General features: G+C 60.8%; 15 protein-coding genes. 8 read left to right on the forward strand and 7 right to left on the reverse strand.

Annotated elements, in window-relative coordinates; genetic code table 11:
- Positions 1 to 89: 89 nt before the first annotated feature.
- The 3 genes from JNB85_RS22995 to JNB85_RS23005 are packed head-to-tail and all read right to left on the reverse strand — an operon-like array spanning position 90 to position 3,776.
- Entirely contained in the window at positions 90 to 1,109 is a 1,020-nt protein-coding gene (locus JNB85_RS22995) for an ABC transporter ATP-binding protein (protein ID WP_220336600.1), read from the reverse strand.
- Positions 1,097 to 2,791, reverse strand: coding sequence for an ABC transporter permease (locus tag JNB85_RS23000; protein WP_220336601.1), 1,695 nt, complete (start codon positions 2,789 to 2,791; stop codon positions 1,097 to 1,099). Before JNB85_RS23000 ends, JNB85_RS22995 begins: the two co-directional genes overlap by 13 nt.
- 7 nt (positions 2,792 to 2,798) lie before the next feature.
- Positions 2,799 to 3,776, reverse strand: coding sequence for an ABC transporter substrate-binding protein (locus JNB85_RS23005; protein WP_220336602.1), 978 nt, complete (start codon positions 3,774 to 3,776; stop codon positions 2,799 to 2,801).
- 227 nt (positions 3,777 to 4,003) lie between these two features.
- On the opposite strand from JNB85_RS23005, the gene JNB85_RS23010 reads away from it, so the two are divergent.
- Positions 4,004 to 5,062, forward strand: a complete 1,059-nt coding sequence (locus tag JNB85_RS23010) for an aldo/keto reductase (RefSeq protein ID WP_220336603.1) — start codon at positions 4,004 to 4,006, stop codon at positions 5,060 to 5,062.
- 93 nt (positions 5,063 to 5,155) lie between these two features.
- The gene (locus JNB85_RS23015; protein ID WP_220336604.1) at positions 5,156 to 6,199 is read left to right on the forward strand and encodes a DUF2278 family protein; all 1,044 of its coding nucleotides are present in this window, start codon (positions 5,156 to 5,158) and stop codon (positions 6,197 to 6,199) included.
- 25 nt (positions 6,200 to 6,224) lie between these two features.
- Here the strand turns inward: JNB85_RS23015 and JNB85_RS23020 are convergent, their stop codons facing one another.
- Positions 6,225 to 7,442, reverse strand: coding sequence for an aminotransferase-like domain-containing protein (locus tag JNB85_RS23020; RefSeq protein ID WP_220336605.1), 1,218 nt, complete (start codon positions 7,440 to 7,442; stop codon positions 6,225 to 6,227).
- Between the two features lie 311 nt (positions 7,443 to 7,753).
- Between JNB85_RS23020 and JNB85_RS23025 the strand changes: the two genes are divergently transcribed.
- From JNB85_RS23025 to JNB85_RS23040, 4 genes are all read left to right on the forward strand, one after another.
- The gene (locus tag JNB85_RS23025; RefSeq protein ID WP_220336606.1) at positions 7,754 to 8,851 is read left to right on the forward strand and encodes a branched-chain amino acid aminotransferase; all 1,098 of its coding nucleotides are present in this window, start codon (positions 7,754 to 7,756) and stop codon (positions 8,849 to 8,851) included.
- A gap of 169 nt (positions 8,852 to 9,020) precedes the next feature.
- The gene (locus JNB85_RS23030; RefSeq protein ID WP_220336607.1) at positions 9,021 to 9,230 is read left to right on the forward strand and encodes an AbrB/MazE/SpoVT family DNA-binding domain-containing protein; all 210 of its coding nucleotides are present in this window, start codon (positions 9,021 to 9,023) and stop codon (positions 9,228 to 9,230) included.
- Positions 9,230 to 9,607, forward strand: coding sequence for a type II toxin-antitoxin system VapC family toxin (locus JNB85_RS23035; protein ID WP_220336608.1), 378 nt, complete (start codon positions 9,230 to 9,232; stop codon positions 9,605 to 9,607). The genes JNB85_RS23030 and JNB85_RS23035 overlap by 1 nt, the downstream gene beginning before the upstream one ends.
- A complete protein-coding gene (locus tag JNB85_RS23040; protein ID WP_220336609.1) occupies positions 9,604 to 10,179 on the forward strand; it encodes a class I SAM-dependent DNA methyltransferase in 576 nt (191 codons plus the stop codon). The genes JNB85_RS23035 and JNB85_RS23040 overlap by 4 nt, the downstream gene beginning before the upstream one ends.
- 51 nt (positions 10,180 to 10,230) lie before the next feature.
- Here JNB85_RS23040 and ilvC read toward each other — a convergent pair whose 3' ends face one another.
- Positions 10,231 to 11,250, reverse strand: coding sequence for a ketol-acid reductoisomerase (gene ilvC / locus JNB85_RS23045; protein ID WP_220336610.1), 1,020 nt, complete (start codon positions 11,248 to 11,250; stop codon positions 10,231 to 10,233).
- A gap of 46 nt (positions 11,251 to 11,296) precedes the next feature.
- Entirely contained in the window at positions 11,297 to 11,962 is a 666-nt protein-coding gene (locus JNB85_RS23050) for a TetR/AcrR family transcriptional regulator C-terminal domain-containing protein (protein WP_220336611.1), read from the reverse strand.
- A 158-nt stretch (positions 11,963 to 12,120) separates the two neighbouring features.
- On the opposite strand from JNB85_RS23050, the gene JNB85_RS23055 reads away from it, so the two are divergent.
- Positions 12,121 to 12,477, forward strand: a complete 357-nt coding sequence (locus JNB85_RS23055) for a DUF4087 domain-containing protein (RefSeq protein ID WP_220336612.1) — start codon at positions 12,121 to 12,123, stop codon at positions 12,475 to 12,477.
- Positions 12,478 to 12,480: 3 nt separating this feature from the next.
- Here JNB85_RS23055 and JNB85_RS23060 read toward each other — a convergent pair whose 3' ends face one another.
- The gene (locus JNB85_RS23060) at positions 12,481 to 13,389 is read right to left on the reverse strand and encodes an AraC family transcriptional regulator (protein WP_220336613.1); all 909 of its coding nucleotides are present in this window, start codon (positions 13,387 to 13,389) and stop codon (positions 12,481 to 12,483) included.
- Positions 13,390 to 13,587: 198 nt separating this feature from the next.
- Between JNB85_RS23060 and JNB85_RS23065 the strand changes: the two genes are divergently transcribed.
- The gene (locus JNB85_RS23065; RefSeq protein WP_220336614.1) at positions 13,588 to 14,634 is read left to right on the forward strand and encodes an NAD(P)-dependent alcohol dehydrogenase; all 1,047 of its coding nucleotides are present in this window, start codon (positions 13,588 to 13,590) and stop codon (positions 14,632 to 14,634) included.
- The last annotated feature ends 15 nt before the right edge of the window (positions 14,635 to 14,649 follow it).

The raw sequence follows: 14,649 nt of genomic DNA on the forward strand, positions 1-14,649 counted from the left end.
TTCAGCAAAAGTGTGCAGCGGTTTTTTGCGTCGGGAGTTGCGTGAAAACAGTTAAAATCGGATACGCGCTTCGAAAAGCCGTTTGTCCGTCAGAGCCGCCAGCCGGCGCGGATAACGACGTGCACCGCCTCATCGGGCACGACAGCGACGCGGCTGTAAGCTCGCAACGTCTGGCCGTTGCCAAGCGTCAGCTTCACGGCATATCGCTCGCCTTCGAAGAGCACGGATTCGACGGTTGCATAAACCCCCTCCCCGCCGATGACGACATCTTCGGGCCGCACCAGAATATCCGCGCCATCGGTATTGGCAGCCTCCAGCGCATTCTCCAACTCGTCCCATTCGAGCTGGCGCTCACTGCCCATGACAGGAAGTGTGACGATCGCGCCGCGACCGATCAGCCCGCCGACCATGCGTCCTTCTGGCCGCGCATAGATTTCCGCCGGCGGAGCCACCTGCAGCAACCGCCCCTCGGACATGACAGCAACGTCGGTTGCGAGCGCCATCGCCTCGCTTTGGTCATGCGTCACATAGATCATCGTCGCGCCGGAGCGCTGATGAAACTCGCGGAACGTCTCCTCCATCTCCTGCTTGAGATGCCGGTCGAGGTTGGCGAGCGGCTCGTCGAGCAGCACGACATCCGGCGATGTCACCAGGCAGCGGGCGAGCGCCACGCGCTGCCGCTGGCCGCCCGAAAGATCGGCCGGCCGCCGCTCGGCATAATCGACGAGGCGCACGGTCGACAGCGCCTCGCGTACTTTCGCCTTGTAGGTTTCGCCGGAGATACCGCGTATCTTCAGCGGATAGCCGACATTGTCGGCGACACTCATATGTGGCCAGAGCGCGTATGACTGGAAGACCATCGCCATGTTGCGCTTTTCCGGCGGCAATGATTGCGAAGCGTCGGCGAGAAGCCGCTCGCCGAGGTGGATGGAACCGTCGCTCGGCGTCTCGAAGCCGGCGATCATCCGCAGAACCGTCGTCTTGCCGCAGCCAGAGGGACCGAGCAACGCCAGGAAGCCGCCCTCGCGCACATCGAGCGAAAAGCCGCTGACAGCAGCTCTGCCGGTGCCGAAATCCTTGGCAACCTGATTGAGGATCAGCTTCGCCACGGCACCACTCCCTTGGGCAGATGTTTCGCCAGAAGCTCCAGAAGCAGCATCATGGCGACGACCATGAATACGACGAGCACGGAAAGTGCCGACGCGAGATCGGAACTGCCGCTGTCGTCGAGATTGTAGATCGCGACACCCAGCGTCTGCGTGCCCGCCGACCAGAGCAGCGCCGAGATCGTCAGCTCGTTGCAGGCAATCAGGAAGACGAGGATGACCGAGGCACCAGCCGCCGGCGCAATCAGCGGCACGATGATATCTCTGAGCCGCCGGAAGAAGCCGGCGCCGGACAGCCGTGCGGCCTCCTCCAGCGCCGGATCGAGCTGGTGGAAGGCGCTGACCACAGGCTTCAGGCTGACGGCGAAGAAGGAGGAGAAATAAGCGATCAGAATGATCCAGACCGTGCCGTAGAGCGTCACGTTCAGCACCGGGATCGGCGCTGCGAACACAAGGATGAAGCACACCGCCATGACGATGCCCGGCAGCGAATAGGGTATTTCCACAAGGCTGGAGACGATGCGCGACAACGCATCCCTACGGCGCGCGAGCGTATAAGCAGCAAGCACCGTGACGAAGAGCAGGCCGACCGCCGCCCCGCTTGCCAGTGACAGCGAATTGACGAAAGCCGTGCGCGTCACAGCCTGCCGGAAGAGGATTTCCTCGAAAGCATGGAACGTCATCGTCTTGAAGGTGAGTGGCACGCCATAGGCCGGCACCAGCGCTCCAGCGACGAGCGCGAAGAAGGGAGCGGCCAGCATGAAGAACAGCACGGTCCAGAGTAGCGGCGTGAAGACGAGCTTCCACCCGCCGAGTTCGAAGGCAGCGGTTGCGCCTGAAAGGCCGATGACGCGATAATCGCGACCGCGCAGCGCCCGGTCCTGGATCGCGAGACCCGCAACCGAGATCAGGGCGATGATGGCAGACAGCAGCGCCACATCGCCGAAGGTGCGGCCGGTAAAGGCCGTGAACTTCGAAAAGATCAGCGTCGGCAGCGTGAAGATCGACGCAGGAATGCCGAGGATGGCAGGAATGCCGAAATTGCCGGTGCAGGACACGAAGGAAATCGCCGCTCCCGCAATGATACCCGGCAGCGATAGCGGCAGGATGATGTCGCGAAAGACCCTGAGGCTCGATGCGCCTGACAGCCTCGCCGCCTCGACCCCGTCGCGCGGCAAGGTCATCAGCCCTGCCCGCAGCGCCAGATAGACGAGCGGCGCATGCTGCACGCCATAGAGCAGCGCAATGCCACCAACTGAGTAGAGCGGCTGCGGCGATCCCAGCGGCGGTGCGATATGCAGCGCCTTCAAAAGCGGGCTCGACGGCCCCGACATCTGCACCCAGGCAAGAGCCGTCACCTGCGGCGGGATCATCATCGGCAGCACGAAGAAGAAACTGAGCAGCCCCTTGGCCGGAATATCCGTCAGCGTCAGCAGATAGGCGAAGGCGCAGCCGATGGCGAGCGAAATGATCGTGCCGATGATAGCCGTGACGATGGTGTAATAGACTGCCGACCACACCATGGGATCGGACAGAACCACCATGACGCCGCCATTGGCGAAGGCCGAGATACCGACGACCGCGAGCCGCCCCAAGGGCAGCACGCTGAGGAAGAGAACCGCCAAAACAATAAAAGGAAACAGCCAGGCGGGCTGGCTGCTTCCCGCACGTACATAGCCCTGCATGGGTCTATTATTTCGAACCGAACAGATCCGTAAAGGTCTTCAGGTCCTTATCGGTGTTCTTCAGCGCCTCGGCGGCGTTGATGGGCAGAAGCTTGATCGTATCGCGTGCCGGGAAGCCTGCAGGCAGCTTCATGCCGTTACGAGCCGGGATATAGCCGAGCTTCACGAAGCCTTCCTGGCCCTTTTCCGAGAGAACGTAATCGACGAACTTCTTGGCGGCATCGGCATTGTTGGTGCTGGCGAGAATGCCGACCGGCTCGGTCACGGCAGATACGCCTTCGCTCGGGAAGACGAACTCGACCGGAGCACCCTTGGCCTTTTCGCGGATCGGCAGGTAATCGACGACCACCCCGTAAGCCTTTTCGCCCGAGGCGACGGACTTCAGCACAACGCCGTTGCCGCCGGAAGCGACAGCCGCATTATCGGCGAGCGACTTGTAGAAATCCCAGCCGAGACTTGGAACGGCAGCGAGCGTCTGCGCGTGAATGAGGGCTGCACCCGAAGCGAGCGGGCTCGGCATGGTGACGAGGCCTTTGGCTTCCGGCTTCGTCAAGTCCTTCCAGCTCGTCGGTTTCATGGTAGCCGACGTGTTGTACATGATGCCGGTGGTGATCAGCTTGGTGGAATAGTAGTAACCGCCGGCATCATAGAGCGCGGCGTCGTATTGGGCTGCTTCCGGCGACTTGTAAGCGAGCAGCTTGCCCTCTTCCTTGAGGCGCTCGAGCGTCACGACATCGGCGATCAGGAGAACGTCGGCAACCGGGTTGCCGGCCTGGATTTCAGCCTGCAGCTTCGCCATGATCTTCGGCGTGCCGTCGCGCACCCAGTCGACCTTGATATCCGGGTTGGTGGCCATGAAACCATCGACGGTCGCCTGCGCATCTTCGTTCGGCTGGCTGGTGTAGAGAACGAGGTTGGCGGCGGAAGCCGGGATAGCGAGAAGGCTCGCGGCGAGAAGGGCTGCGACGGAAACTAGAGTTTTCATGGAAGGTATCCTCGATGGTGATGCCCCTCCTTATTGGGGGTGTTTTACAGCGATGTGACAGGGCGTCGCAATGCCGGCATGGCTCCTTTGCCGAAATTGGTCCGCTGATTATCCTCGCGCGGTAGCGAACGAAGGCGTAAGTTCACACAGGCGTGAACGCTTTGCTGTTTGACGGCGAGCCTTGCTGCGGTACGTCACTCAGGCCATTCTCATGAGGAGGAATTTCAATGGAATATCGTTTGCTCGGCCGTTCCGGCCTGAAAGTTTCCACCGTGACCATGGGCACGATGACCTTCGGCGGCGTCGGCTGGGCAAAGATGGTCGGCGATCTCGGCGTCCAGGAGGCCCGCCGCATGGTCGATATCTGCCTCGATGCCGGCGTCAACCTGATCGATACGGCCAACGTCTATTCTTCCGGCGAATCCGAGAACATCATCGGCGAGGTGCTCGGCGGCAAGCGCCCTGATGGAGTGCTGCTCGCCACCAAGGCCCGCTTCGGCATGGGCGACGGCCCGAACGATCGCGGCCTGTCGCGCTACCATCTGATCCGCGAATGCGAGGCAAGCCTCAAGCGCATGAAGACCGATGTCATCGACCTCTACCAGGTCCATGAATGGGATGGCCAGACGCCGCTCGAAGAGACGATGGAAGCGCTGGACACCCTGATCAGGCAGGGCAAGGTGCGCTATATCGGCTGCTCGAACTATTCCGGCTGGCACATCATGAAAGCACTCGGCATCGCCAACGAGCACAAGTACCAGCGCTTCGTCAGCCAGCAGATCCACTACACGCTGGAAGCCCGAGACGCCGAATACGAACTGCTGCCGATCTCGATCGATCAGGGTCTCGGCGTGCTGGTCTGGAGCCCGCTCGCCGGCGGCCTTCTCTCCGGCAAGCATCGCCGCAATGCCGCCGCGCCGGAGGGCACCCGCCAGTTCGCCGGCTGGACCGAGCCGCCGATCCGCGACGAAAACCGCCTCTGGAACATCGTGGAGACGCTCGTGGCGATCGGTCAGGAACGCGGTGTTTCGGCTGCCCAGGTGGCACTCGCCTGGCTAATCGGCCGCAAGGCGGTCACCTCTGTCATCATCGGCGGCCGTACCGAGGCCCAATTCAAGGACAACCTCGCCGCCACGGACCTGAAGCTCTCAAATGAGGAGCGCAAGCGCCTCGACGACGTCAGCGTGCCGCCGGTCATCTACCCCTACTGGCATCAGCTGAATACGGCAAACGACAGGCTCAGCGAAGCCGACATGGAACTCTTCGCCCCGCATGTGAAGAAGTAAGATTCCAAAGCATTGTATGGCGGAAAATCAGCGTCACAAAAGATGCATTTCCGCCATGCTATCGTGAACCCCTGCCCCACCACGAGGTTCGACATGCTCCGGAATTACAAGGTGCTGAAGGGTACGGCTTCGGCGCTCGCCCTTGACGATGACAACGATCCGCATATCGAAATCCGCATCGAGGCCGGTGGCGTCAGCTATCGCATCGCCATGAACGTGCGCTCGAAGGAATCACCGCACGACTTGCTCTACGCCAATGTCATGAATTTCCAGCACGCGGAGCTGACAGCTGAACTCGCCGCCCTGCCGATGGGCCTCACGGATATCAGGGGCGACCGGCAGGATCTGGCGATCGACTATGTGCGCGGCGGGATGATCGAGCGCGAGGACATGGATGTCGCCCCCTTCCAAATCGACGGACCGAAGAACGACTTGCGCGATTTCATCGAACCTATCGTGCAGGAAGGCATTGCCGACAAGAGCATCCATTTCTACGCCTTCGGCGAAGCCTGGGGGCCGGAGAACAACAAGCCGGACGAATATTTCGGCTTCGAGCCCGGCAACGGCATCCACGATATCCATATGAATCAGGGCGACAGCGGCAGCTTCCGCGCCACCAACGCGCCCAATCAGGATGGCGCACTGCTCATCCATTTCTCGGATGAAGACCACTGGGCGGCTATCTTCCTCGGCTTTCAGTCGCAGAACTGGAATACCGACGCCAACACCGGCCATCCTGTCGGCGACAACAGAGGCGGCCAGGGCCGCGGCGAAGGCACCCGCCGCCCGCAGCCGATCGTCGCCTCGTCACTGCGCATCGTCGCCGCCATGATCAATCCGGTGAACCGCCCTGACGGTACCGAGGACGAGACGGTGACACTCGTCAATCGCTCTGATGTGGCGATGTCGATCGAAGGCTGGTCGCTGGAAGACGGCGAAGGTCGGCGGCAGAAATTGACGGGCTCACTCGCCTCGGGCGAATTCCGCACCATCACGCTCGATCCTGAGAACGGCGGCCCGCAGCTTGCCAACAAGGGCGGCGACATCATCCTCATCAATGCCGATGGGGCAATCGCCGATCGGGTCGGCTACGGCAAGAGCGAAACCGCAAACGAAGGCTGGACGACGATCTTCTGATCGCCGCCCAGACCAATAGTCAGTATCAGCCAATTTCGCTGGCGATGAGCTTGCCGAGACGGCCGATGCCCTCTTCGATCATCTGCTCGTTGGCGCAGGAGAAGCTGACACGGAACGTGTTGGCGCCCGAACCATCGGCAAAGAAGGCCTTGCCCGGAACGAACGCGACCTTGGCGCTTTCGAGAGACTTGGCGAGCAGCTTGGCGCCATCCATCCCTTCCGGCAGCGTGACCCAAATGAACATGCCGCCTTCCGGCTTCGTCCAGCGCGTGCCGGCAGGCATGTACTTCTCGAGTGCCGCCAGCATGGCATTGCGGCGATGGCTGTAAGCGGCCCTTATCTTGGCGACCTGCGCATCGAAACCGCGCTCGGCAACTTCCGAAATCGCCATCTGGTTGATGGTCGAAGAATGCAGATCGGCCGCCTGCTTCATCAGCACCAGCTTGCGGATGACGGGCGCATTGGCGACGATGAAGCCGACGCGAAGGCCCGGTGCCAGCGTCTTGGAGAAACTGCCGCAATAGATCGTGCGCGTATCGTTGATATGGCCCTTTTTGGCGATCTCCAACGCCAGGATTGGCGGGATCGGATCGCCGTCATACCGCAGCGACTGATAGGCGGCATCCTCGATGACAGCGATGTCGAGCTCTTCGGCAAGGTCAAGAACTTTCTCGCGGCCTTCGCGATCGACGGTCTCGCCGGTCGGGTTGGAGAAATCGGCCGAGAGATAGGCGAACTTCACCTTGCCGCCCTTCTGCGCCGCAGCCTCGCGGTAAGAATCCGGCGTGCGGTTGCCGCCGGGCGTCAGCTGGTCGTAGGAAGGCTCATAGGCGTTGAAGGCCTGCAGCGCGCCGAGATAGGTCGGCCATGTCACGAGCGCCGTGTCGTTGGGCGACAGGAACAGCTTGCCGAGATAATCGAGGCCCTGTTGCGAACCGGAGACGATAAAGACATTGTCGAGCTCGCAGGGAATGCCGAGATCCGCCATCTGCTTGGTGAGCCATTCGCGCAGCGGCTTGTAGCCTTCCGATACCGAATATTGCAGGGCCGAGTTCACAGCCGCACTGTCGAAAATATTTGCGTAGGCCTTTCTGAATTCCTGATCCGGAAACAGAGCCGGGTCCGGAATGCCGCCGGCAAAGGAGATGATATCCGGCCGGTCGAGAAGTTTCAGAAGCTCACGGATCTCCGAAGCGCGCATCCGCGACGAGCGCGTCGCAAACATTGAATCCCAGTTCAGCATGGGGTTTCCTCATGTTTTTTATAATACCGACAACTCACCACGCAGCGAAATTTATGTCAATAATGCTGACCTATTTTCTTGTCACTGTGACAATGGGGGGATTACATTTGAAAGCCCTGGTGCCGATTGGGCTGCCGTTCGAGTCTTCATGCCACCCAGCCGAATAGTCTGCCTCATTGCCTGAACATTCGCCATATCGGGCGATTATTCCTCCGATCAAAACCCAAAACCGGCTGATTCAGACCTTTCCAAAACCGGCCCGGCGGCAGTAGTGTGCCGGCCATTATTCAATGGACTATCAAGGTGCCAGCATGACCGCGACGTCGACCTCTCCTGAAATCACAATCGAATTCCACGAATCTCCCGTCTCCGACGCCGACCGCATCAAGGCACTGGAAACACCCGGCTTCGGCAAGATCTTCACGGACCATATGGTCCTAGCGCGATGGACTGCCGACAAGGGCTGGCATGATGCGAAGGTGACCCCAAGGCGCCCTCTGGAACTCGACCCTGCTAGCGCCGTGTTGCACTACGCCCAGGAAATCTTCGAAGGCATGAAAGCCTACAAGGCGGACGACGGTCGCATCCTGCTCTTCCGGCCCGAAGAGAACGCCCGCCGTTTCGCGCAGTCGGCCGCCCGCATGGCAATGCCTGCCGTGCCAGAAGAACTCTTCCTGAAGGCGGTCGAGGAACTCGTGCGCGTCGACAAGAACTGGATCCCCTCCGGCGATGCCAGCCTCTACCTTCGCCCCTTCATGTTCGCCAACGAGGCGTTCCTCGGCGTTCGTCCAGCTCAAGAATATATCTTCTGCATCATTGCCTCCCCGGTCGGCGCCTATTTCAAGGGCGGCGCGAAGGCCGTCTCCCTCTGGGTCGAAACCACATACACCCGCGCAGCAGCCGGCGGCACGGGTGCTGCAAAATGCGGCGGCAACTATGCGGCCAGCCTCGTGGCACAGGCCGAAGCCGCGAAGAAGGATTGCGACCAGGTCGTCTTCCTGGATGCAGCCGAACATCGCTGGGTGGAGGAACTCGGCGGCATGAACGTCTTCTTCGTGATGAATGACGGATCGGTCGTCACCCCGCCGCTGGGCGGCACGATCCTGCCCGGCATCACCCGTGCCTCCGTCATCGTACTCGCCAAGGAAAAGGGCTTGCGCGTCGATGAACGCCCCTACTCCTTCGAGGAATGGCAGGCTGATGCAGCGAGCGGCAAGCTCGTCGAAGCCTTCGCCTGCGGCACGGCCGCGGTGCTCGCCGGCATCGGCCTCGTTCGCCACGCCGCCGGCGAATTCAAGGTCGGCGACGGCCAGACCGGCAAGCTGACTACGGAACTGCGCCAGCAGCTCGTCAGCCTGCAGAAGGGCGTCACCAACGACGAGCGCGGCTGGACGCGCCGCGTCCTGTGATCTGAATTTCGGACGAAGTCCTTCCGCAGATAAAGCGACAACATCGAAACCGGGCACTTCGCCCGGTTTTTCCATGCCCGACCCGGCCACTTGACGTCAAAAAACGCTCCCTATTGACCGAGGTCAGTTGAATTCTTACGATCTATCGATCGATAGAGGAAAGGTAAGAATGGCAACCGCAATCCTCTCCGCAAAGTTCCAGATCTCCATTCCCAAGGAAGTGCGCGAACAGCAGCATTGGTCCGCTGGCCAGGAGTTCGTCTTTATCCCCAAGGGCAAAGGCGTCCTTCTCATCCCCGTTCCTGATCTGGCAGATCTCAGGGGCATGGCCAAAGGCGCCGACCCCGGCAATTACCGCGACAGGAAAGACCGCCTCTGATGCGTGTCGTCGACAGCTCGGCCTGGATCGAATGGCTGACCCAAGGCCCCGCCGCGGATCGTCTGCAAGCCGAGATGCCTTCACGAACCGAATGCATCGTCCCGACCATCGTCCAGCTCGAACTCGCCAAATGGCTGGAGCGCGAACGCGGCGAAGAAGCCGTCGATTCCTTCTTCGCCTATACCGCCACCTGCATCACAGCTCCGCTCGACACGGCGCTCGGCCGCCGCGCCGCCGAAGTTTCGGCGAAACGCAAACTCGCCCTTGCCGACGCCATCATCTATGCAACCGCCGAACTGCACGACGCCGACGTTCTGACGCTCGACGCCCATTTCAAGGATCTCGATCGCGTGGTCTATATTGAGAAGAACCCATGACCAAAGCCTTCTACGACGATAATGCCGAGACCTACGCGAACCGCGGCCGGAAGCTCCCCACGGCAAGACTGGACGCTTTCCTCTCCGCTCTTTCCGAAAAAGCACGCATCCTCGAACTCGGCTGCGGAGGCGGGCAGGACTGCGCCTACATGCTGTCCAGAGGCTTCGACGTGTTGCCCACAGACGGCTCGGCGGAACTTGCCCGACAAGCCGAGAAGCTGGTCGGCAGGCCGGTGAAAGTCATGCGTTTCGAAGAGCTTTCGGCCAGCGAGGAATTCGACGGCATCTGGGCCGAGGCAAGCCTTCTCCACGTGCCCCGCTCCGACCTCCCCGCCATCCTCGGCCTCATCCATAACGCACTGAAGGAAGACAGCATCTTCCATGCGAGCTTCAAGGCCGGCACTGCCGAAGGCCATGACGGTTTCGGGCGCTACTACAATTACCCTTCGAGGAAATGGCTGCAGGAGTTACTCGTTGCGGGCGGCTGGAGAGACGTCACGATCGACGAAGCGGATGGCGGCGGTTATGACGGTAAACCAACCCGCTGGCTATATCTTGTCGCCCGTAAGTGAAGGACCGGAGCTTTCGCCCCCGGCCCCTCTTAATCACAATCTCAGAACAGCTCAGTTGACCGACTTGTCGACCAGCTTGTTCTTGCCGATCCAGGGCATCATGGCGCGCAGCTTGGTGCCGACTTCCTCGATCTGGTGGCTATCGTTCAGGCGGCGGATGCCCTTGAAACGCGAGCCGCCGGCGCGGTATTCCTGCATCCACTCGGAGGTGAACTTGCCGGTCTGGATGTCCTTCAGGACGCGCTTCATCTCGGCCTTGGTCTCTGCGGTAATGATGCGCGGACCGGAGACATATTCGCCCCACTCGGCCGTGTTGGAGATCGAATAGTTCATGTTGGCGATGCCGCCCTCATAGATCAGGTCGACGATCAGCTTCACTTCGTGCAGGCACTCGAAATAGGCCATTTCCGGAGCGTAACCGGCTTCGACAAGCGTTTCGAAACCGGCGCGGATGAGCTCGACGAGACCGCCGCAGAGAACGACCTGTTCGCCGAAGAGGTCGGTTTCGCACTCTTCGCGGAAGTTGGTTTCGATGATGCCCGAACGGCCGCCGCCGACGCCGCAGGCGTAGGAGAGAGCGAGTTCAAGTGCGTTGCCGGACGCGTTCTGGTGAACGGCAACGAGGCAGGGAACGCCGCCGCCCTTCTGGTATTCGCCACGAACCGTGTGGCCCGGACCCTTCGGGGCGATCATGACGACGTCGACAGTCGCCTTCGGCTCGATGAGGCCGAAATGAACGTTGAGGCCGTGTGCGAAGGCGATAGCAGCGCCGTCGCGGATGTTGCCAGCGATGTCGGCCTTGTAGATATCGGCCTGCAATTCGTCCGGGGTTGCCATCATCATCAGGTCGGCCCAGGCAGCAGCCTCGGCAACCGTCATGACCTTGAAGCCGTCGGCTTCGGCCTTTTTGACGGTCGGCGAACCGGCCTTGAGTGCGATGACGACGTTCTGGGCGCCGGAATCCTTGAGGTTCAGCGCATGGGCGCGACCCTGCGAACCATAGCCGATGACGGCGACCTTCTTCGACTTGATGAGGTTGAGATCGGCATCACGATCGTAATAGACGCGCATTTGAAGTTCCTTCCCTTTGCTTGTCTTGTTGACTGTATAAAACGGGTCAGCCGAGGATCGGCATCTCCGCCAGAACCTTGTCCGTGCCGTAGAGGCGAAGGAAAGCGGTGACCGCCTTCTCCGCCTGACGCGCGGTATCCTTGAGGCCCGGCTCGCCGAGCAGCATGCGCACATGCAGATCGGAAACGATGAGGCCGTAAAGCGTATGATAGGCCTCATCGGCATCCGTGAAGCGCAACAGCCCTGCCCTTTTTCCCGCATCGATCAGCGCCATGGCGCGGCGGTCGATCTGCCGCCGGCCGCGTTCGAGCAGCAGCTTACCGAGCTTGGAACCATCACGATGAGACTGGCCGATCGCCAGCCGGTTCAGCGCCAGCGACACGTCGCCGGCCAGAACTTCGAGAAGATCGCGAGCGAAGATGACGAGATGGTCGTGCAGGCTCGTATAGGTCAGCCGCTCGCCGCTGCGCTCGAAGGTGCGCACCTTGCTCGCCTGATAGGCGATCATGGCAGACAGCAGACCGTCACGGTCGCCGAACCACTTGTAGAGGCTTTCCTTGGAGCAATTGGCGGCGCGCGCAACGCCCGATGTCGTCAGCGCCTTTTCGCCTCCGTCGACAAGAAGCTGCAGCGCCTGCTCCAGAACAGCGTTCTGGCGTGGCGAAAACTCGCTCGGCTCTGCGACATCGACTGACACGGTTTCTGCTCCCAATTTACGTACCGTACGGTACGGTTCGCGGTTTTATGCGCCGGATCGCATGCTCCCGTCAAGAAGCATCAGGAGATTTTTTTCGTATCATATGAAACAACGGAATTCGGCTGTTCGAAGGCAGGAAAATCGCCGAACATCGAAGACAAGGAGACTCCCCCGTGAAAACAATAGCCCTCACCGCTGCCCTGGCGCTTGCCCTCGCCCTCCCGGCTCTTGCCGCCGAAACGCGCTGCGGCTGGATCCAGAACCCTACCCCCGCCAACTGGTGGCTGGACGATGCGCACAATACTTGGACGATCATGACACAGGGAAACGGCGACGAGCCCGAAGGCATGAACCTCATCCCTGACATTTCCGAGCATGACTATGTGAAGACCAACGGCAATTATGGCTATGCCTGCGCCTGCATGAGCGTCGAGACCGATGGCAAGGAACGCATCACACGCATCCTCTCCTTCCGCCAGCTGAAGCTCGCGAAATGCCGCAACGACAAGGCGCTGAAATTTCCGGGCTGAAGCCTATTCCGCTGCGACGGCATCCCGTGCGCCATCGACATCGCGCGCCGGCGATGCGCCGTAGAGGCGGCTGTACTCGCGGCTGAATTGCGATGGGCTCTGATAGCCGACCCGATGACCGGCAGTACCGGCATCGAGCCGCTCCACCAGCATCAGCCGGCGCGCCTCATGCAGGCGAAGCTGCTTCTGATACTGCATCGGCGTCATCGCCGTTACCGATTTGAAGTGATGGTGGAACGAAGACGCGCTCATATTGACGTGGTCGGCGAGATCCTCGATGCGCAGCGGCCGGGCGAAATTCTCCTTCAGCCAGGCGACGGCCCGCGCGATCCTGTTGCTGTGGCTGTCGGCAGTGGCGATGTTGATCAACCGCTCGCCATTTGGCCCGGTCAGTATCCGGTAAAGGATTTCCTGCTCAATCAGTGGCGCCATCGCCGGAATGTCGTCTGGACGATCGAGCAAGCGCAGCAGGCGCACGGCAGCGTCAAGAAGCTCCGGCGGCGCGACGTTGACGGTCATGCCGCGCTGCCCATCGGTATGGGCGCCCGGGCGCGGAATATCGATGCGGCTTAAAAGCTCGAGCAGCTTTTCGGAATCGATCGCAAGACCCAGACAAAGATGCGGCACTTCGGGGCTGGCCTCGGTGACGCGCCAGGCGACCGGCAGGTCGAGCGAGGTCAGCAGATAATCCCCCGTCCCATAGCTGATAAATTCATTGCCGAGACGAAGGCTCTTGGCGCCCTGCAGCACAAAGGCAAAACACGGCTTGTAGCTGCTATGCAGTGGATCGCTGGGTTTAGAGCGGCGGCTGATATGAAGATTGCCGATCGACGTCCGGAACTCGCCGTCGCCGGGCGCAAAGCGCATCGCGATATCGGCGATTTCCCGATAGGGATTGAAAGGCAATGTCATGCGGCAACTCTTTCTGTCTTACGCCTGCGATATGGCCTTAATCTAAGGTGGCCTTTCCATTTCTCAAACAGGTGGCCGGCTCACTTTTGCAGGATCGTGCAAAAAGCTGAGAGTATCGCTCTAACGCAGCCGCGCGCTTCCCGGCAATAGTTCGTCATCCTCTCTTCCACCCCTCTGAAATCGAAAAGGAAGGTTCCCATGCCTATCGCAAGAGGCTACGCCGCGACCGATGCTTCCAAGCCGCTGACCCCCTTCACCTTCGAACGCCGCAATCCGAACCCGGATGATGTCGTCATCGCGATCAAGTTCGCCGGCATCTGCCATTCGGACATCCATACCGTCCGCAACGAATGGAAGAATGCCGTCTACCCGATCGTGCCTGGTCACGAGATCGCCGGCATCGTCACGGCCGTTGGTTCTGAAGTGACCAAGTTCAAAGTCGGCGACCGCGTCGGCGTCGGCTGCTTCGTCGATTCCTGCGTCGGCTGCGCCGAACGAGACCTCGACCGCGAACAGTATATGCCGGGCCTCGTCGGCACCTATAACGAGTTCGAAGCCGACGGCAAGACCCGCACTCAGGGCGGCTATTCCGACTCGATCGTCGTCAAGGAAGGCTATGTCATGTCCATTCCGGACAACCTTCCGCTGGATGCGTCCGCACCGCTCCTCTGCGCCGGCATCACTCTCTATTCGCCGCTGCGCCACTGGAAGGCCGGCCCCGGCAAGAATGTCGCGATCGTCGGCATGGGCGGCCTCGGCCATATGGGCGTCAAGCTCGGTGCCGCCATGGGCGCTGATATCACCGTCCTCTCCCAGACCCTCTCCAAGAAGGAAGACGGCCTGAAGCTCGGCGCCAAGGAATATTACGCCACCAACGATGCGGAAACCTTCACGAAGCTCGCCGGCACGTTCGACCTCATCATCTGCACGGTTAGCGCCGAGATCGACTGGAACGCCTATCTCCGTCTCCTGAAGGTGGATGGCGCCCTCGTCGTGGTCGGCATTCCCGAGAATGCGATCCCGGTCCACGCTTTCTCGCTGGTTCCCGGCCGCAAGAGCATTTCCGGCTCGATGATCGGCTCGATCAAGGAGACCCAGGAAATGCTCGACTTCTGCGGCCAGCACAACATCGTCTCCGAAATCGAGAAGATCAACATCCAGCAGGTCAACGAAGCCTATGAGCGCGTGCTGAAGAGCGACGTGCGCTACCGGTTCGTCATCGACATCGCCTCGCTGGCAGCCTGATGAAACGGAAAGGGC

It is taken from the genome of Rhizobium mesosinicum, from assembly GCF_019511345.1.
Taxonomy (GTDB): domain Bacteria; phylum Pseudomonadota; class Alphaproteobacteria; order Rhizobiales; family Rhizobiaceae; genus Rhizobium; species Rhizobium mesosinicum.